Annotated in this window: 19 protein-coding genes; 8 read left to right on the forward strand and 11 right to left on the reverse strand. The window is 69.1% G+C overall.

The genetic code is table 11. From position 1 onward, the window contains the following. Nucleotides 1–71 precede the first annotated feature (71 nt). The 3 genes from ACIQID_RS15660 to ACIQID_RS15670 all read left to right on the forward strand — a co-directional run bounded on the left by ACIQID_RS15660 (nt 72) and on the right by ACIQID_RS15670 (nt 2457). Nucleotides 72–1544 carry a right-handed parallel beta-helix repeat-containing protein gene (locus ACIQID_RS15660; protein ID WP_400286784.1) on the forward strand — a complete coding sequence of 491 codons (1473 nt, stop codon included), beginning with the start codon at nt 72–74 and terminating at the stop codon, nt 1542–1544. Between the two features lie 107 nt (nt 1545–1651). Further along, the gene (locus ACIQID_RS15665) at nt 1652–2086 is read left to right on the forward strand and encodes a hypothetical protein (protein ID WP_400286787.1); all 435 of its coding nucleotides are present in this window, start codon (nt 1652–1654) and stop codon (nt 2084–2086) included. After that, nucleotides 2083–2457, forward strand: coding sequence for a hypothetical protein (locus tag ACIQID_RS15670; RefSeq protein ID WP_400286790.1), 375 nt, complete (start codon nt 2083–2085; stop codon nt 2455–2457). The genes ACIQID_RS15665 and ACIQID_RS15670 overlap by 4 nt, the downstream gene beginning before the upstream one ends. An 839-nt stretch (nt 2458–3296) precedes the next feature. Here the strand turns inward: ACIQID_RS15670 and ACIQID_RS15675 are convergent. Together ACIQID_RS15675 and ACIQID_RS15680 are read right to left on the reverse strand one after the other, a co-directional pair. Continuing rightward, complete coding sequence (locus ACIQID_RS15675) at nt 3297–4082, reverse strand: GAF domain-containing protein (protein ID WP_400286793.1); 786 nt, start codon at nt 4080–4082, stop codon at nt 3297–3299. Between the two features lie 93 nt (nt 4083–4175). Next, nucleotides 4176–5039 carry a hypothetical protein gene (locus ACIQID_RS15680; protein ID WP_400286796.1) on the reverse strand — a complete coding sequence of 288 codons (864 nt, stop codon included), beginning with the start codon at nt 5037–5039 and terminating at the stop codon, nt 4176–4178. A 67-nt stretch (nt 5040–5106) separates the two neighbouring features. Here ACIQID_RS15680 and ACIQID_RS15685 point away from each other — a divergent pair, with 67 nt between their 5' ends. Next, nucleotides 5107–5439: a helix-turn-helix domain-containing protein gene (locus ACIQID_RS15685; protein ID WP_400286799.1), complete on the forward strand. Its 333-nt coding sequence runs from the start codon at nt 5107–5109 to the stop codon at nt 5437–5439. A gap of 569 nt (nt 5440–6008) precedes the next feature. Beyond that, complete coding sequence (locus tag ACIQID_RS15690) at nt 6009–6641, forward strand: GntR family transcriptional regulator (protein ID WP_312675669.1); 633 nt, start codon at nt 6009–6011, stop codon at nt 6639–6641. Here ACIQID_RS15690 and ACIQID_RS15695 read toward each other — a convergent pair. From ACIQID_RS15695 to ACIQID_RS15720, 6 genes are read right to left on the reverse strand one after another with little or no spacing between them, the layout of a single operon-like run. Next, entirely contained in the window at nt 6632–7642 is a 1011-nt protein-coding gene (locus tag ACIQID_RS15695; protein ID WP_312675671.1) for an alpha/beta hydrolase, read from the reverse strand. The genes ACIQID_RS15690 and ACIQID_RS15695 overlap by 10 nt on opposite strands. A 37-nt stretch (nt 7643–7679) precedes the next feature. Next, nucleotides 7680–8708: a hypothetical protein gene (locus ACIQID_RS15700; protein ID WP_312675673.1), complete on the reverse strand. Its 1029-nt coding sequence runs from the start codon at nt 8706–8708 to the stop codon at nt 7680–7682. A gap of 60 nt (nt 8709–8768) precedes the next feature. After that, complete coding sequence (locus ACIQID_RS15705) at nt 8769–10142, reverse strand: FAD-dependent oxidoreductase (protein ID WP_400286804.1); 1374 nt, start codon at nt 10140–10142, stop codon at nt 8769–8771. A gap of 56 nt (nt 10143–10198) precedes the next feature. Continuing rightward, nucleotides 10199–11260, reverse strand: coding sequence for a polyprenyl synthetase family protein (locus ACIQID_RS15710; protein WP_312675675.1), 1062 nt, complete (start codon nt 11258–11260; stop codon nt 10199–10201). Nucleotides 11261–11303: 43 nt separating this feature from the next. After that, the gene (locus ACIQID_RS15715; RefSeq protein ID WP_259955222.1) at nt 11304–12023 is read right to left on the reverse strand and encodes a class I SAM-dependent methyltransferase; all 720 of its coding nucleotides are present in this window, start codon (nt 12021–12023) and stop codon (nt 11304–11306) included. After that, a complete protein-coding gene (locus tag ACIQID_RS15720; protein ID WP_400286809.1) occupies nt 12020–12583 on the reverse strand; it encodes a hypothetical protein in 564 nt (187 codons plus the stop codon). Before ACIQID_RS15720 ends, ACIQID_RS15715 begins: the two co-directional genes overlap by 4 nt. A gap of 55 nt (nt 12584–12638) precedes the next feature. Between ACIQID_RS15720 and ACIQID_RS15725 the strand changes: the two genes are divergently transcribed. Next, a complete protein-coding gene (locus ACIQID_RS15725) occupies nt 12639–13892 on the forward strand; it encodes an isochorismate synthase MenF (protein WP_400286812.1) in 1254 nt (417 codons plus the stop codon). 12 nt (nt 13893–13904) lie between these two features. Here ACIQID_RS15725 and ACIQID_RS15730 read toward each other — a convergent pair whose 3' ends face one another. From ACIQID_RS15730 to ACIQID_RS15740, 3 genes are read right to left on the reverse strand one after another with little or no spacing between them, the layout of a single operon-like run. Beyond that, nucleotides 13905–14747, reverse strand: a complete 843-nt coding sequence (locus ACIQID_RS15730; protein ID WP_312675682.1) for a polyphosphate kinase 2 family protein — start codon at nt 14745–14747, stop codon at nt 13905–13907. 16 nt (nt 14748–14763) lie between these two features. Further along, nucleotides 14764–16413, reverse strand: a complete 1650-nt coding sequence (gene menD, locus ACIQID_RS15735) for a 2-succinyl-5-enolpyruvyl-6-hydroxy-3-cyclohexene-1-carboxylic-acid synthase (protein WP_400287136.1) — start codon at nt 16411–16413, stop codon at nt 14764–14766. A gap of 14 nt (nt 16414–16427) precedes the next feature. Next, the gene (locus ACIQID_RS15740) at nt 16428–16778 is read right to left on the reverse strand and encodes a PLD nuclease N-terminal domain-containing protein (protein ID WP_136052640.1); all 351 of its coding nucleotides are present in this window, start codon (nt 16776–16778) and stop codon (nt 16428–16430) included. A gap of 76 nt (nt 16779–16854) precedes the next feature. Between ACIQID_RS15740 and ACIQID_RS15745 the strand changes: the two genes are divergently transcribed. After that, nucleotides 16855–17274: a hypothetical protein gene (locus ACIQID_RS15745; RefSeq protein ID WP_400286816.1), complete on the forward strand. Its 420-nt coding sequence runs from the start codon at nt 16855–16857 to the stop codon at nt 17272–17274. A 64-nt stretch (nt 17275–17338) separates the two neighbouring features. Beyond that, a complete protein-coding gene (locus ACIQID_RS15750) occupies nt 17339–17992 on the forward strand; it encodes a DsbA family protein (RefSeq protein WP_400286819.1) in 654 nt (217 codons plus the stop codon). The last annotated feature ends 20 nt before the right edge of the window (nt 17993–18012 follow it).

Raw genomic sequence — 18012 nt, forward strand, 5'->3', positions numbered from 1 at the left:
GCCCCCCTTTCAGGGCCCGTGTCAGATGTCGGTGACACGGGCCCGTTTCATTTCTCCCGACAGACTCATGATTGGAGTACCTGCATATGGTCAACAGACTTGTAGCCGTTGACGACTCGGACTACCGGCTTCCAACGCCCGTTCTTCTGGCATCTCTTTCGACGGAGGAGAACGATCAGGCGATGGCGGGGTTCCTGAACTCCACGACGCCATCCGCGGCGCAGCGTGCGGCAGATGAACGGTACGGTACGACGCTGTATGCCTCGGCATACGGCGTTGTGGGCGATGGTGCAGCAGATGACGGCCCGGCGCTTCAAGCCCTGCTCAATAGGGCCGCCGCGTTCGGGGCGTCCGTGACGCTCGAAGCAGGAAGCACTCTCCTGCTTGGTGTCGCGATCACAGTGCCGACCGGCACCCGGGTGTACGGCAACCGTGCGACGATTCGAAAGTCGGCCGCGCTGGCCTCGAGCGCCTTCGTGATCGCCGGCGTCTCAGACGTGACGATCGACGGGCTACGCGTCGACGGGCAACGCGCACTGTTCGCTTCGTCAGAACACCAGCATGGCTTCTACATCGCACCGAACGCTCAGCGCATCACCCTGCGCGACGTCGAGGTATTCAACTGCAACGGCGACGGCATCTACATCGGCCACCAAGGCGGGGCGTCGAAGAACATCACGCTCATCAACGTGCACTCATACGGCAACAACAGGCAGGGCATGTCGGTGAGCCACGTTTCGGGGCTCACCGCGATCGGATGCACGTTCCGCACCACGTCGGGAACCAACCCGCGAGCGGGCGTAGACATCGAACCGAACACCGGCAGCGTGGTGTGCGAGAACATCAAGTTTGTCTCGTGCACCTTCTCCGGCAACGGGCACTTCGGTTTCCTCGTCGCGTTCGCATACACGCCCACCGTGAATCAAGGCGGGATCGATCTGATGGGCTGCACCATCGAGGGAAACGGGGTGGACAGCGTCAACTTCGGCGGCGGGCTCAACCTCCGCGCGGCGCGAGACTTCACCATGACCGGCGGAGTCATCCGAAACAACATCGGCCCCGGCGTCTTCATTGACTGGACCGCGATCTCACGAGGCATCAAGTTCCAGGGCGTGACGATTGAGGGCAACAGTCAGCACGGATTCCATGTGCGCTCCGGCGTCGATGACCTCGCCATCATCGGCTGCACGATCCGCGACAACGGGACCGGCAACCCGGGAAGCTACGCCGGTTGCATCATCAACCCGCAGCTCGCTTCGACGAACATCCGTTATCTCGGGAACACGTCGGAGGGTGTGAGCCAGAGGTACGGCTTCCAAACCACGAGCTCGGCTCCCATCACGCGAGTCATGCTCGTTGGAAACACCTACCGGGACAACTCTCTCGGCGCCCGGAGCTTGGCCGATACGGCGTCCTCCCGCCTCGACCTGGATACGGTCGCAACCCCGACGGTCGCCGGATCGCGCGGTGGAAACGCAGCCCTTGCGTCGCTGATTACTGCGCTCACCGCGCGCGGCATCATCGTCGACGGCACCACCGCCTGAGATGACGTCTCTCCGTGTGGGTCTATCAATTCGATAGCCGCACGGAGAGACGTCACTCCATGCGACCCGCTACGTTGAAACCACTACCGACGAGGATTCGAGGAGCTATGCCACTACCCGAGCAGTTCGAGTATCCAACCGAACTCGTAGATCTGCAGTTTCTCTTTGAGGAGCTGACCCAGATCCGCAGCGAAGTCGCTAATCGGATCGCTGCGATGAGTCAAGGATCGGCGAGTCCACGGAACGTCGATATGTATGCCGCTGTCACGGTCGGAACAGCGGGAATCCTCAAACCCGAGACGCCGGGGGTCGGGCACCTGCTTGCCACACACCCGACCCGCGCGGAACTCGAGTCGTTGCTCGAGTACACCATGTCAACCAACCAACAAATGATGGCGGCGCGCGGTGAAATCAACGCAACTCAGGACGACCACGATGTCATCCACGAGCATGAAGTAGCGTTCGCGCTTGCCCGCAATGAGTCCTCTATCAGACGAGCGATCGAGATCCTCGACGAGCTCTCTGAGCACTTCCCGTCGTGAACCTCGTGGACTTCAGTTTCGTTGCAACCTACGCAGGCATCTTCGCGTCATTCCTCGCGCTCGGGGCGATGGTGACGCACCTGCTGCTGAGCAAGAACATCCTGCCGGCAGGCCCGATCCTGACCGCAGCTCAGTGGGTACTAGCGATTGTGTCGGTGTTATCCGCCATCGTGGCGATCATCGATGACATGAGAGGTGACGTCGGAGCATCAACAAGTGGGGTCACTCTGTTCGTGGTGTTCACCGCTTTCGGCATGGTGGCCTTCGTGGTCGCGGCTGTCGGCATCGACAAGCTCCGAGAGAGCGGGGGTCGGAAGCGAGGCGTGTCCGGTGGCGGCCCCGCCGCAGCCTCCGACCACCAGGAGAACTAGTTACGGCCGCCTGCGTTCAAGCGACTGAATCCTCAGATCCAATCTCGCGATGATCCGGGCTTGGGCCTCAGCGAGCGCGAGCAGTGTGTCAACGATGTCGGACATGTTCGCGTTCTCCGGGTCGGCGTGCCTGTCGAGTGTAAGCCGCGGGAGCGACATCAGCATCAGGACAACAGCGATCATTGCCTCGAGCGCAGTCAGACCGGCATACTGGCTCGGTCCCCTCTCTGCCTCCCCGCAGAGGGGGGACAGCTTTCAAAACGCCTTTGGCCGTGCTGTTCGAAGCCAGCTAACGCCACCACGTCGGCGGGATGCCCAGCGCCGAAAACGCCCGTGATGCGAGCTAAGACGATGATCGGACGCTCGGAACTACTCGTTCCTCCATGCCGACTAGCTCGTAGATCAATCTTCCGTCTTGCGTTCGCCCTTTGAAGTGATAGACCTCTACTCGGGTACCGTCGACCTTCCGGTACTGCGGCTCGTCCGGGTCGAAACGGTCAACCTTGCGCTCGTGTACCTCTTCGGGGCCGACGAGATGTAGCACCGTCTTGGGGGTCATACAGGCAGAGTAGTAGCGACCCTGTTCCGGGTGCTACCAGTCGCGGCAGTGAACGTGCCTTAGTCCCGCGGGTTCGGCTGAAAGCCGATCCGAGTCGCGGCCGTTTTAAGGTGCCCCCAGGGGTTCTCATGAACACGACGAGCCTCGTCGTCACGGATGATTCGGAACTCTCGCTCAAGCTCGTCGAAGCGATCGCGATCATGCTTGGTGTAGTTACCTGCACTCATCGTCATTCCTCCTCCTACCATCATGCCGCACAGTACCGACATCGACCTACATTTCAAGATGCTCGCGCGGCTTCAAGCGCCGCGACCAGCACAGCGATGCTGGTGAGATACCGGACGTGCAACTCGCCCAGTCCTCTCTTACGACTGCTGTTGAGCGAGATCATCCCTAGCGGTGATCCATCCTCGCGAAGGATTGGAAGCGAGATGAATGAGCGGTAGCTTCGTTCGACGTCCGCAAGTCGAAGCTCGCGACGGTGCTTCTTCGACCGCACGTCAGTACAGATCGCTGCCACTCCTCCCTTCACGCGCTCGATAACCTGCCGTTCCTCGGCGACGACGTCTGCCGGCCGCCCCCGGGCGATCGTCTCGAATACCGCCCTGGCATTACCGGCTGAGCGGTTGACTCGGACCAGCCGCCCTCTCTCCAGGAGGTAGACATTCGCATCCGGACTATCGTTGTCCTTCTTGGCAAACAATTGACAACGCGCCGTGAGTTCAGTTATTGCGTCCTCGAACATCGCGTCAGTCACCGGGCGCGGGAGGCGAATGAAGTGGTTAGCGGCCGGCACCAAGGACGACCGGACGGCTACCATGAGCTCCGCTTGACCCTGCACCGTGGCACGCTCGTAGCGCCACGCGCCGAAGATCACGCCGCCGCCCGCGGCGACAGACGCAAGCACAAGTACTGCGGCGGCGATCCAGTCGTCAGCGCCGATGTGGGCGCCCCAAGTCCTGAGGTGATCAAGAAACAAGGGGCTGAGCGCTAAGACTAGGGCCCCCACGATTGCTACCGCATGGGGCCACACGCGATCCAATACTGCACCGATGGCCCTGAGCATCCGCCCAGCATATTGCAGGCCCTCGTCGCGATGGCGGCCTCTGCCGCTTAAGCGTTCGGTGCTCGTCTGTGAGCGCGCGTGTGTAATAGCCCATCAAGGCAATGGCTGAACGATGATCGATCGAATCTCAGAGGCGATGAGGTCAGATTTTCGAGAGCGAATTCGGGAGAGTTGGTCGAGGGCAGGGAGAATGGCCAGCGTGAGTTCGATGTGGCGGTCACGCAGTTCCGCGTAGCGGCTCGCGATGCCCGGCATGTCGACGTCCGCCCACTGCATCAGAATCCGCCGCATGGCTTGATCTTCCCGCGCCCACCGTTTGACCCTCTTGGCAAACCGATCATCTGCGAAGGTCTCGTCGTCGTACCAAGCTCCACCCTCTGCCTGACGACGAATACTGAGCTCGTGCTCCTCCCGCTCGCGCTGCGAGACGTAGCTCGTGATTGCGTCCGGGTAACGCCGGCAAAGCTCCTGTACAACACGAGCGACGGTGGGCCAGGGCACGTGGGTGACACCGCCCTCGACGATGGTGTCGGGGTGGCCGGAAAGCTCGCGCGTGGCGATACCTGTCGCTGCGCTGAGTCCGTCGAGGTTGGAGATTTCGAGGGCGGCCGAGCGGAGAGCAGGAGTCGCGATCGACTCCTCAAGGAGCTCAAGGGTGACAAACTCCGCAGCGCGGCGATATGAGGCTTCGGGATCATGTGAGGCCAACCGGGTCCACGCGGCCTTCGTCGCATCAAACGCATCACGCAGACTCCATGGCACCTTGCATCGTCTGGCCGGCACCCACTCTGCTTTCCCACGCGTGTCGGCGTCGAGATGTTGGATGCGCACTCGCGTAGGCGACTCGGGGACCGTGAGAAGGATGACCCGATGCCAGCGCTTCCGAGGCGGGTCCCAGTACAACCATTCAGATTCCTCGTCCGCTGGCGCTGGCAGCCGCTCGTAGACAAGCTCCATGGGACACAGATCCTATCTCTGGTCGCTCTCCACACTGTTTGTTTGCCGTCCCGCTACTCTCGACCAGATGGGCGACCAGACCTTCCAATCCGCGGTGGCAGGAGCCGTCAGGGCCGAGCTAGCTCGGGCGAAAAAGAAGCCCAGCGAACTCGTAAATGTCCTAGGCCTGACCAGACCAACGATCTACGGCCGTATGTCCGGCGCATACCCCTTCACGACAGCAGAGCTAGAGAAGGTCGCAGCGTTCATTGGCATCACGGCGCATGAAATCATGCTTTCAGCCGCGCTCGCAGAGCGCTTCGGGACGGACCGTCCCTTGGGGGTCGCGCCGCTGTCTGCGCCGAGCCGCGATACATGGAGCCAGCCACGAGGTTCGTTCAGGCGTCGACGGCTTTCATGAATAATGCGATTCAGTCCGCACGGAGTCCGCAAAACATGCCGATCTGACCATCATCGGCCAGCCACTGCCAACGCCCAATCCCGCGGAATCCCAGCGGACACGTTAGCCAGCAACGATCACCAACCAATCGGGCACTGTTCATCAACTACCGCTGACGCCACTCGCGTCGGAGGCCAGGGCTCGGGAGTGATCCCGAGCCCTTTCTTTTCCCCGGTCAACGCATACCGAGATATCGGTGTTCTTCGTCGAGACTGGAAGCGGTCGTGACTCGTCACGACTCCGACGCCATCCCCGCCCGACGCCCGATCGCCGCGGCGGATGCGCTTCGAGGATGCCAGGCCGGCTCAGGGGAGGGAGCGGCACGGGCCCCCGGAGCTCGCGTCGGCCTGGGGTCTGCCGACGTCGCACGCCGACGGGTCCCGGGTTCATGACAGGCCTCCCCGCCCGCTGCGCGCCCCCACGCGGATCGGCCCCCCGAGGAGGCAGGACGGCAATCCTGCGGCCGTCGCTCCCCTCATCGCCCGGGAGTGGACGTCGGTCGCAGACCAAGAACCACCGGGGGCTGGGCCATGGCGCAGATCGAGTCGAAGAGCATCGGAGAGAACAAGCAGTTGCTGGCGGATGAGGTGTTCCACCACATCGGGCGGCTGATCACGGAGGGAGAGTTCGCCGAAGGCGACCGGATCCGGGACGTCGACGTGGCGGACGAGCTCCACGTCTCACGGACGCCGGTGCGCGAAGCGCTGCAGCGCTTGGAGCGGCTGGGGCTGGTGACGATGTACCCGAGCCGGTACACGGAGGTGACGATGGTCACGCCGCAGGTGGTGGCCGAATCGCTGGAGTTCGCCGGCTACCAGGGCGGCATCACGGCCCGGATGGCGGTGCCCCGACTCAGTGCCGTGCAACGCGAGCGGGCGCAGGAACTCATCGCGCGGATGCAGGACGCGCTCACCGACGGCGCGTCGACGGCGCGGGCGCGATGGGCGGTCTTCGCCTACCTCGCCGACCACAGCGGAAACCGTCAGCACCGGATGCTCATCGACGATGTCGCCGTCGCGGTGACCCGGAACCTGCGCGCCTGGGTGGTGCGCCCGGGCGACCGCGAGCGGATGCGACAGGTGTACGCCGACTTCGCCGAGGCCGTGCGCACCGGTGACGGCGACGAGGCGGAGCGCCTCGCACGCGCGATGTACTACGTCTGAGCGGCGCGCCAGCCGACGACCCAGCGGTGCAGGCGGCGATACGCGTCCTCCCGGGCTTCATGCCGGGACAGGAAGACGTCGTGCAGGGCGCCGTCGATCCGTTCGACGGTCACGGAGGAGCCGAGCCGCAGGGCCGCCCGGGCGATGTCGTCGACGACGAGGACCGAGTCGGCGGAGGTCAGCTCGTCCGACCACCGGGTCGGCGGCACGAACCGCTTCGACAGCAGGACGCAGACCGGCGCGGCGATGTCCAGGCCGGCGGCGACGGCCTTGTGCCCGGTGAGGATCGCGTTGAGCCACCCGGCGTACACGGCCATCGTCTGCACGGGACGCCAGGCGGTGTTGACCTCCATCGGGTCGTCGGGGTCGGCCACCTCCTGCTGCGCCCGGGTGTAGTAGCCGAGGTCGACCTGCGGGGCGACGTCGAGCGGTCGGATCCGCGCCTGGAACTCCACCATCGGAGCGATCGCGGCGCGCACGGGGGCGAACTGGAACTCGAGCCAGGGGCTGTTCAGGATGAGGGCATCGGCCGCACCGGGATGCCGGGACGCCCACAGGCTCAGCGTCAGCCCGCCGGTCGAGTGTCCGAGCAGGATCAGGCGTCGCCCGCTCTCCTCGCCACCCTCGCCGCGCCCCATCGCGTCCAGCGCCGCGGCGATGTCCTCGTCGTAGGTGGACAGGTCGGTGATGTAGCCCGGCGTCTGGCCCTCGCGCAGGCTGCGCCCGTACTTGCGCAGGTCGAGGGCGAAGAAGCGGGCGCCGCGAGCGGTCCAGAATCGGGCCAACCGCTTCTGGAAGAAGTAGTCCGACCAGCCGTGGATGTAGAGCACGTCCACGCCCTCCAGCAGCGGGCGACGGCGCCGGGCGCGCTCCCACCACGGGACCGGGTCCGGCAGTGCTCGGACGAGAGTGGCCACGACCGGACCCTGCTCGTCACTGCCGAGGTCGAGGGTGAGCTGGGCGAACTCGTCTCCGAGCACATCCGGGATCCACTCGGCCATGCGTCCTCCCCCTCGTGCCCAGGCTAGCCCACGGCGGTCATTCGCCGCCGGGGCGGGCCACGGAGAAGTCGTCCGCGATGGCGGCGCCGATGGGGGCGAGGTCGTCGATCCCGGACCCCTCGAACGTGGTGAGACGCAGCCAGTCCTGCCCCACCCGGAGGTCGAGCACCGACCGGCCGAGCTCGTCGACGCCGGTCACGGCGGCGTCCGCCCCCTCGACGTCGACGGCGTCCTCGCCGTCCAGCCGGTCGAAGGCCCAGGCTCCGCCGGGAAGCGTGGTGAGGGTGAGGTATCCCTGTCCCGCGTACTCGTCCTCGGCCGAGGCGTAGTAGCAGATGCGGGAGCCGTTGCGCTCCTGGTACACCTCGGCGGGGATGGACCAGCCGCCGAAGCCGTCGACGACGTGCACCTCGGCGCCGACCCGCTCCGCGAGCTCGGTGGCCGTGAGGAAGCGCGTGCAGTCCACCCCGGCGACAGCGCTCTCCGGCACCTCCACGGGGCGCAGCGAGGCGGCCGCGGCGGCAGCGAGGCCGCGCAGCTCTTCCTCGAGCGGCGCGGTGTCGTCCGGACCGCGCTCCGGGTCGACGACCGCGGCCGAGACGAGCACGTCCCCGTCGACGATCTGGAAGAAGCAGTACCCACCGCCTTCGCAGCGCGCCTCCTCACCGAAGTATCCGCCGCGGGACTCCGCCCCCGTGGTGACCTCGTCCGCATCCGGGAGGATCGTGACCTCCCAGTTGCGCTCCGTCGTCCCCGCCGAACACGCGATCCCGCCGGCTCGCTGGAACATGTGCTGCGCGGGTCCGGGGTACCAGCTCGGGGAGGACCAGACACCGAGGACCTCGGCGACGTCACCGCCGGCCGCTCCGAGCGCATTCGACATGGCCGCGTCGACATCGGCGCAGTCCACGTCGAAGGCGGGCGTCGGCGCCTCCGACGCGGGGGTGGCCGCGGGCGTGACCGCGGCCGACGGCGTCCTGGTCGGCTTCACCTCGGGTTCCGGCGCACAACCGGACAGCAGGAGCACGGCCACGGCGCCGAGGGCCAGGAGTGCACGAGGTCGCATGGCCTCAGCCTAGGGCTGCGGGGACCCGGCGCCGGGAGCACGCCCCGGCGCCGAGACGACTCACTCGCCGCGGGAGACGCGCACCATCTCGTCGCGCGGGACGACCTTCACGCGTGCCCGGTCCTGCGGGGCGCCGAGGCCGATCTCGTGCTCGTCGAGGCGGTGCCAGCCGTCCAGGTCGGTCCAGGCGACGCCGCGCTCGGCGAGCAGCGCCGGGATGGCCTCCTCGGAGGGGTCCTCCGGGTGCCACCACGAGCCCTGGTCGTTGATGAGGTGACGGACGGTCTCCATGGCGTCGGACTTCGTGTGGCCGATGAGGCCGACCGGGCCGCGCTTGATCCACCCCGTGGCGTACACGCCGGGGACGCGGTCGTTGGAGTCCTTCGCGAGCACCTGGCCCTCGTGGTTCGGGATGACGCCGTGCTTCTTGTCGAAGGGGACGCCGGGCAGCGGCGAGCCGAAGTAGCCGATCGCGCGATACAGCGCCTGCACGGGCACCTCGCGCAGCTCTCCGGTGCCGACCGCACCACCCTGGCCGTCCGGCTGGGTGCGCTCGTACACGAGAGCCGCGACACGGCCGTTCTCGTCGGTGCGGACCTCGACCGGGCGAGCCCAGAAGTGCAGGTGCAGTCGGCGCGAGGCGGTGCCGCCGGCGTTGTTGACGGAGTCGCGCTTGCGCCACGACTGCAGGATGCGGTCGATGACCATGACCTGCTTGTTGCTCGCGACCGCGTCCTTCGAGGCCTCGTCGTAGTCGAAGTCCTCGTCGTAGACGACCATGTCGACGTCGCGCAGCTCCCCCAGCTCGCGGAGCTCCAGCGGCGTGAACTTCACCTGAGCCGGTCCCCGGCGGCCGAACACGTGCACGTCGGTCACGGCGCTCGCCTTGAGTCCCTCGTACACGTTCTCGGGGACCTCGGTGACGAGGAGGTCCTCCGCGTGCTTCGCGAGCATGCGGGAGACGTCGAGGGCGACGTTGCCGTTGCCGAGGACGGCCACCGACGCGGCGTCCAGCGGCCACTCGCGCGGCACGTCGGGGTGGCCGTCGAACCAGCTCACGTAGTCGGCGGCGCCGTACGAGCCCAGCGCGTCGATGCCGGGGATGTCGAGCGACGTGTCGCGTATCGCTCCGGTGGCGAAGATGACCGCGTTGTAGTGCTTCTTGAGGTCGTCGAGCGTGATGTCCTCACCGAAGCGGACATTGCCGAAGAGGCGGATGTCGCCGCGGTCGAGCACGTCGCGCAGGGCGGTGATGATGCCCTTGATGCGGGGATGGTCGGGGGCGACGCCGTACCGGACGAGCCCGTAGGGCGCGGGGAGCTGCTCGAACAGGTCGATGGACACGTCGAACTTGCGCTCGGCCTTCAGCAGGATGTCCGCGGCGTAGATGCCCGCGGGGCCGGCGCCGACGATGGCCAGTCTCAGCTTGGTCATGGAGGTCCTTTCGTGTGCCGTCGCGGCAGACACCCGGGCCCGGGGCCCGCGCGGTGTCAGCTGGAGCGCTCGGCGAGGGTCTCGGCGAATCGGGTGAGCGCTTCGCGCACGGTGCCGCGCGGAAGTGCGGTGAGGGCGTCGATCGCCTCCTGCGTCCACGCGTGGGCGAGCTCGAGGGTCTTCTGGGTGACGGCGTGGTCGCGGAGCTCGTCCAGGGGGCCGTCGAGGATCGCGGGGTCGGCGCCGTCGGCGATGAGGGCCACGCCGTCGTCGATGCGGGCGGCGAGATCGGCCGCGGCGTCGTCGTCTTCCGCCTTGAGCAGGAGGTACGGCATGGTCGGGACCCCCGCGCGCAGGTCGGTGCCCGGGACCTTTCCGGTCTCCTCGGGCTTGGCAGACAGGTCGATCACGTCGTCGAGGAGCTGGAAGGCGACGCCGATCTTCTCGCCGTAGACGCGCAGCGGCTCCTCGTACTCCGCGGGGGCGTTCGAGAAGATCACGCCGCCCTGGGTGGCCGCGGCGATCAGCGAACCGGTCTTGTCGGCGAGGACCTGGATGTAGAACGCGATCGGGTCGTCGTCCGGCTGCGGGCCGAGGGTCTCGTGCATCTGCCCGAGGACGAGCCGCTCGAACGTGTCGGCCTGGAGCCGGATGGCCCGCTCGCCGAGGCGCGACATGAGCTGGCTGGCCCGCGAGAAGAGGATGTCGCCGGTGAGGATGGCGATGTTGTTGCCCCACACCGTCTGCGCGGCCGGGACCCCGCGGCGGCGGTCGGCGCCGTCCATGACGTCGTCGTGGTACAGCGAGCCGAGGTGGGTGATCTCCAGCGCCTTCGCGACGTCGATCACCTCTCGGGTGTTCCCATCGCCGAGCTGGGCCGCGAGCAGCGTGAGAACGGGACGGATGCGCTTGCCGCCCGCCTCGTACAGATAGCGGCTGGCGGCGTCGGCGAGCGGATCGGCGACGCGGACGTCGTCCGCGAGCCCGGTCTCCACCAGCTCCAGTCCGTCCTCGATGGTGCGGGCGATGCGACGCGCGGCGGGACCGACGAAGACGCGATCGCTGAAGCCGAGACGGCTCGCCAGTCGCGAACCCGGGGCGCGGGGGCTCGAAGTCACGGTCCCAGCCTACCTGCGTCGGGTGCCGCCGTTCGCGCCGCGCTCACGCGGGCTTGCGGGCCCGGTGCAGGGCCACGATGCCGAAGGTGAGGTTGCGGTACGCGACGTCGCGCCAGCCGGCCTCCCTGATCCATTCGGACAGCCGCTTCTGGTCGGGCCAGTCGCGGATCGACTCGTTCAGATAGTCGTAGGCGTCGCCGTTGGTGCCGGCGACGCGGGCCACGCGCGGGAGTACCTGCGCGTTGTAGAACCGGTAGGCCCCGCGGAAGAGCTTCCCCGGCGGGGTGGAGAACTCGTTGATGACCAGCCGTCCCCCCGGCTTGGTCACCCGGTAGAGCTCGCGCAGCGCCTTCTTCGGGTCGTTCACGTTGCGCAGGGCGTAGGACATCGTCACCGCGTCGAACTCGTCGTCCGCGAACGGCAGGGCGGTGGCGTCCGCCTGCACGAAGGAGAGGTTGCGCATCGCGCCGTGGCGGCGCTGCCCCTCGGCGAGCATGCCGGGCGAGAAGTCCGCCGCGACGACCTGCGCGCCGCTGCGGGCGAGGGAGGCGGAGGAGGACGCCGTGCCCGCGCCGAGGTCGAGGATGCGCTCGCCCGGCTTCGGGGCCACGGCGCGGGTGGTCGCGGCCCGCCACAGCGCGTCGTTGCCGAACGTCATCGCCGTGTTCGTGCGGTCGTACCCGGCGGCGACCTGGTCGAACATGCCGCTGACGCGGGCGGGGTCCTTGCCGAGATCGGCGCGGTTCTTGTCGTTCGCGGTCACGCGTCCAGTCTAGGTGCGAGCTCCAGCGCTTCGAGCCGGTCCAGCCAGGGATCGGCCGTGGCGTCGTCGAACGGCGCCGTGCGTTCCCTGACCCGCGTCTCGAGGTCGAGCGCCAGCTCCTCCAGATGCCGCATGACGGTGGCCGGGTAGCCGTAGCGGGCGCTGTGCTCCGCCCATTCGTCGCGATCGTCGACCCAGGTGCCGCGCTCCCCCTCCACCCGGACGACGTCGAGGTCCATGTCGATCCCGGTCGCGAGCAGGGGATCGTCCGACCACCGGACATCCCACCCGAGGTCGATGTAGACGCGCATCCCCCGGGGGTGGCGGCGGTTGACGGTGAGCGCGAAGTCGGCGCTCGGCGGGACGAGGGTGACGTTCGGCGTGGCGGCGTGGAACTCGGCCCCCGGACGGGCGCTGTGCCATCCGGCGGGCTGCCCCACCCAGTCGCCCCAGCGATCGGCGCCGAGGTACACGCACTCGTGACGCCAGTGCGGCGACCCATCCCACTTGCGCCACTGGAAGATCATCTCGGCACCGGCTGCGGGACGCGCATCGCTCATCCGCCCACCCTACGTCCGCGGGCTGCGGGCACGCCCCGCGGAATAGGCTGGAGTCGTGCAGCACACCCCCCTGGTCGTGGAGACCCGAGAGATCGATCCGGTCGAAGACCTCCTCTCCTTCGCGGACCCCGCCCGCCCGCTCGCCTGGTTCCGCCGCGGCGACGGGATCGTGGCGGTGGGCGAGCCGTTCGCCGAGCTCCGCCCGTCGGCCGAGGAGGGGCGCACCCGCGCCGAGACCCTCGCAGCGCTCTGGCAGGGCCTCGCGGCGGCGGCCGAGGTCTCCGACCCGCTGCGACTCCCCGGAACCGGACTCGTCGCGTTCGGGGCCTTCGCCTTCGACGAGGACTCGCGCGCCGACAGCGTGCTCACGATCCCCTCGCGGATCCTCGGCCGCCACGGCGACCGCTTCTGGGAGACCCGCATCCGCCGCTCCGACGACGAGCGTGCACCGGGTGCCGTCAAGCCCGCGGAGTACGGACCGCATTGGGCGGGCACCGTCGGCCCCGGAGAGCAGAGCCCCCAGGGCTACCAGGACGCCGTGCGGGGAGCGCTGGCCCGCATCGCGGACGGCGAGCTCAGCAAGGTGGTCCTCGCCCGCGACCTCCAGGGCACCATCCCCGCGGGCTCCGACCTGCGGCGACTCGTCCGCGCGCTGGCCACCGGATACCCGGACACCTGGGTCTTCGCGGTCGACGGACTCATCGGCGCGAGCCCGGAGACCCTCGTCACGGTGCAGGACCGGACGGTGACCGCTCGGGTGCTCGCCGGGACGATCGGACGCGGGGCCGACGCCGACGCCGACACCGCCGCGTCCGCGCACCTCGCCTCCAGCACCAAGGACCTCGACGAGCACCAGTACGCCGTGCAGAGCGTGCTCGCGTCCCTCCGCCCGTACACCAGGGCCCTCGCGGCGAGCGAGCAGCCCTTCCTGCTCAAGCTGCCCAACCTCTTCCACCTCGCGACCGATGTGGAAGGCGAGCTGGAGAACGGCCGCTCGGCCCTCGATCTCGTGCGCGCCCTGCATCCGACCGCCGCCGTCGCCGGCACCCCGACACCGACGGCCATCGCCGCGATCCGGGAGCTCGAGCCGTTCGACCGCGGGCGCTACGCCGGACCGGTCGGCTGGGTCGACGCCGACGGCAACGGCGAGTGGGCCATCGCCCTGCGGTGCGCGCAGTTCACGACGACGGACGACGCGATCGCGGTCACGGCGTACGCCGGGGCCGGGATCGTCGCCGGGTCCGACCCGGAGAGCGAGCTCCTCGAGACCCGGGTGAAGTTCCGCCCGCTCGTCGACGCGCTGGCCTGAGCCCCCACGCGGTCAGCTCGCGGCGAGGCGCTTCTTCTCGGCCTCGACGTCGAAGTCGGCGACCGGCCACTGCGGATCGATGTCCTCCAGGGCGGCGAGCAGCAGCTCCTGCACGGCGAGACGCGCGTACCACTTCGCATTCGCCGGTACGACGTACCAGGGGGCGGCCTCCGTGGACGTGCGGTCGAAGACGGTCTGATACGCCTCCATGTACTCGGGCCACAGCATCCGCTCGTCGACGTCGCCCGGGTTGTACTTCCAGTGCTTGTCGGGGCGTTCCAGGCGCTCCATCAGCCGGGCCTTCTGCTCCTCCGGCGAGATGTGGAGCATGACCTTGACGATGCGGACGCCGGAGGCCGCGACGCGCTCCTCGAACGCGTTGATCGCGTCATAGCGCCGTTCGATCTCCGCGGGATCGGCGAGGTGCCGCACCCGTCCGATGAGCACGTCTTCGTAGTGCGAGCGGTCGAAGACCCCGATGAACCCGGGCTCCGGCACCCGCTTCTCGACGCGCCACAGGAAGTCGTGCCGGCGCTCCTCCTCCGTCGGCGCCTTGAACGCGGCGAGCGCGACGCCCTGCGGATCGACGCCGCCGACGACGTGTCGGACGATGCCGCCCTTGCCCGCCGAGTCCATCGCCTGCAGGACGAGCAGCACCGCATCCTGTGCGGTGCCCGTCCGGCTCTGGGCGAACAGCCGCTCCTGCAGGTCGTTGAGCTGCTCGAGACCGGCCTCGAGGTCGGCCGTGCCGCGGGACTTGCCGTGGTCGTAGCCGGGCTTGCCGTCGGGATCGACCTCGGCGAGGCGGAAGCCGGGCCGCACCCGCAGGTTCTGCGTCCAGGTGTGCGCGTTCATACGCACATGATGCCACTCACCGCGGCAGCGGCACCTCGATGATCTGGCGGCCGCCGCGCGGCGTCGTCAGCGCCTGGTCGAGAGCGGTGCGCGTGGTGACCCGCTGATACTCCCAGCCGTAGGCGAGCGCGAGGTGCTCCAGGCGGACACCGTGCGGGGTGTAGAACACGCGATCGAGCTGTGCGGCCGGCGCGGTGCCCGCCACCTCCAGGCCGTCGAAGATCGTCCCGCCTCCGTCGTTGCCGACGATGACCTGGAGGCGCGGCTCCGTCTCGTCGTCCGGGAACAGCAGCGCCCCCACGTCGTGGAGGAACGCGAGGTCGCCGAGCAGCACGCGGGTCACGCCCGGCGCCCCGGCGGCCTGGCTCGCGACGGCGATGCCCGTGGCGGTGGCGATCGTGCCGTCGATCCCGGCCAGTCCGCGGTTGGCGTGCACCGGGACCTTCTTGCCGCCGAGCACCTCGTCGGCGACGCGGACGAGGCGTGACGATCCGAAGACGAGACGGTCGTGCGGCCAGGTCGCCCGCCACACCGCATCGACGAGGCGCTCGCGGTCGAGCGGGCGTCGCACGGCGTCGAGTTCCGCGCGCACGGCGTCGCGACGGGCGGCGAAGTCGGTGGAGGAGAGTCCTTCGGTGTCGGGGGCGTTCTCGCTGAGATCCACGGCCTCGTCGGCCGCGGCCCGCATCCACCCGCCGAGCCACTCCCGGTCGGTCTCCCCCGCGGCGACCGTGACGGCCGCGACGGCGCGGGTGCGGTGATTGAGGTTCAGCTCCTCGCCGCCCTTCCGGACCGCGATCACCTCCACGTCGGCGCGGGACAGCAGGCGCGCGGCCTCGCGGCTGAGCGTGGGGTGTCCGAGCACGACCACCCGCTCGATGCGCCCGCCGAGGTCGTCGCGGGACAGCAGCCGGCGATACCCGTGGACCACCTGGCGTCCGAACCGTGCGCCGCTGACGATCTCCGCGATGAGCGGCCACCCCCCGGCATGAGCGATCTCCTCGGCCTCGGCGCCCGCATCGGCGCCCGCGAGGACCACCGTGCGCGGGCCGCGCTCCAGCGGGAACGCCTCCGGCTCCGGAAGCCGCGGCGCCTCCCCCGGCGACAGCGTGCGCGCGGGCATCGCGCCCGACAGCGGCTCGCGGGACGGCAGGTTCAGGTGCACGGGCCCGGCGACGCCGGGAAGCCCGGATTCGGGTTCCGCCGCTCCGAGCGCGAGGGCGACCACGCGCGCGGCGAGGCCGTCCCAGTCACCGTCTCCGGGGACGGCGGCGTCGATCTCCGCCCGCACCCAGGGGTGGAAGAGGCCGTCCTGGACGGTGGCCTGATTCGCGCCGACGCCCCGCAGCTCGGGAGGCCGGTCCGCGGTCAGCAGCAGCAGCGGGACGCCGGAATGGAACGCCTCCATCGTCGCCGGGAGGAGGTTCGCGACGGCTGTGCCACTGGTGCACACGACCGCGACGGGGACCCGCGTCTCCCTGGCGAGGCCCAGCGCGGTGAACCCGGCGACGCGTTCGTCGATCCGCACGTGCACGCGGAGCGCGCCCTCATCGGCGAAGGTCGCCGCGGCGAGCGCGAGAGCCTGCGAGCGCGACCCCGGGGACAGCACGACGTCACGGACGCCGTGGGCCACGAGATCGGCGAACAGGGAGGCCGCGGCCTCCATCGCCGGAGACGAGGTCACGGGCGCGGGTCCGCGGCGGGCGGCTCGTCGGTCTCCTCGTCGAGCCGCGCGAGCTCCTCCTCCAGGCGCCGGATCCGGGCATCCTGCTCCGCCTTGCTGATGCTGCGGAGGAACGCGGGGTCGTCGTCGGGGGCGACGACGCGCGGCACGCCCTGGTCGTTCGCCCGTCGGCGGCCGATGACGAACCAGAGGATCCCGCCGATGACGGGGATGAGGACGACGATGGCGACCCAGGCGGCCTTGGGCACGCCCCGGTGCCGCGTCGCCGGCTGCACGGCGCAGTCGACGATGCTGTACACCCAGAACACGGCGGCGAGGAAGCCGCCGACGATCAGTAGTCTCGCCACCCCTCCAGTCTAGGCATGTCGGGGCCGGACGGGCCCCGGGGGACGGCAAAGACCCCGTTGCTAGACTGCGCGGGACATGCCGCCCCTCGCCCCCGTTCCGACGCCGCGAGCGCGCGCCGAGCGGATCCTGCGCAGCCGGATCGTGATCGCCGTCGGCCTCGCGCTCCTCCTCGTCGTCGGCGCGTGGTCGGCCTCCCACGGGTCGGCGGATGCGCATGCGACCCTGTGCCTCGCCCCGGGCGTCTCGCAGCCGGTCGACGCCTCGGCGGCGGGACCGGTCGCCGAGACCGCACCGGCGGATCCGGCCGCCGCGGCGGCGTGCGCGGCGGCAGCCCTCTGCTGCGTCGCCCTCGTCCTCCTCTTCCGGCACCTGCGCACCCGCAGCGGCCTGCGGCTCCGCGGTCTCGTTCCGCGGACGACCGCACGGTTCCGCGTCGGCCCCCGCCCGTTCCTGCCCGCGGTCTCGCTCATCCAGCTCTCCATCTCCCGCACCTGATCCGACGCCGGCTCCGGCCGCCTCCGCGGCACCCCTCGTCGTATCACCCGTGTTTGGAGACCCCATGAAGACCCCCGTCAAGGCGACCCTGGTCGCCGTCGCCGTCGCCGTCGCGCTGCTCGTCGTCGGCATCGTCTACGCCCTCAGCCAGCAGCCCGCGCAGCCCGATCCCGAGGCCGGCGAGAAACTGCCCACCGTCCGCACCGACTCCCACGTGCTCGACGAGGGCGGCCCCGATGCCGTCACGGTCGTCGAGTTCCTCGACTTCGAGTGCGAGGCGTGCGGCGCCTTCTACCCGATCGTGGAGGAGCTGCGCGCCACCTACGAGGGCGACATCCGCTACGTGACCCGGTACTTCCCCCTGCCCGGGCACGTGAACTCGACCCAGGCCGCTCTCGCCGCCGAGGCCGCCGCGCAGCAGGACCGCTACGAGGAGATGTTCCACCGGCTGTTCGAGACGCAGGCTCAGTGGGGCGAGCAGTCGGCGGAGACGCCCGAGGTGTTCCGTGCGTTCGCCGAGGAACTCGGGCTCGACATGGCCGCGTACGATGCCGCGGTCGCCGATCCGGCGACCCTCGCCCGCGTGCAACAGGACAAGCGCGACGGCGAGCGGCTGGGAGTGAGCAGCACCCCGACCTTCTTCGTCGACGGCGAGAAGGTCGAGCTCGTCGAGTGGAACGACCTGGAGGAAGCGATCGCGGAGGCCGTCGCCGAGTGATCCGGTGGGTGGGGTCGCCG

It is taken from the genome of Microbacterium sp. NPDC091676, assembly GCF_044756645.1.
GTDB classification, from domain to species: domain Bacteria; phylum Actinomycetota; class Actinomycetes; order Actinomycetales; family Microbacteriaceae; genus Microbacterium; species Microbacterium paraoxydans_D.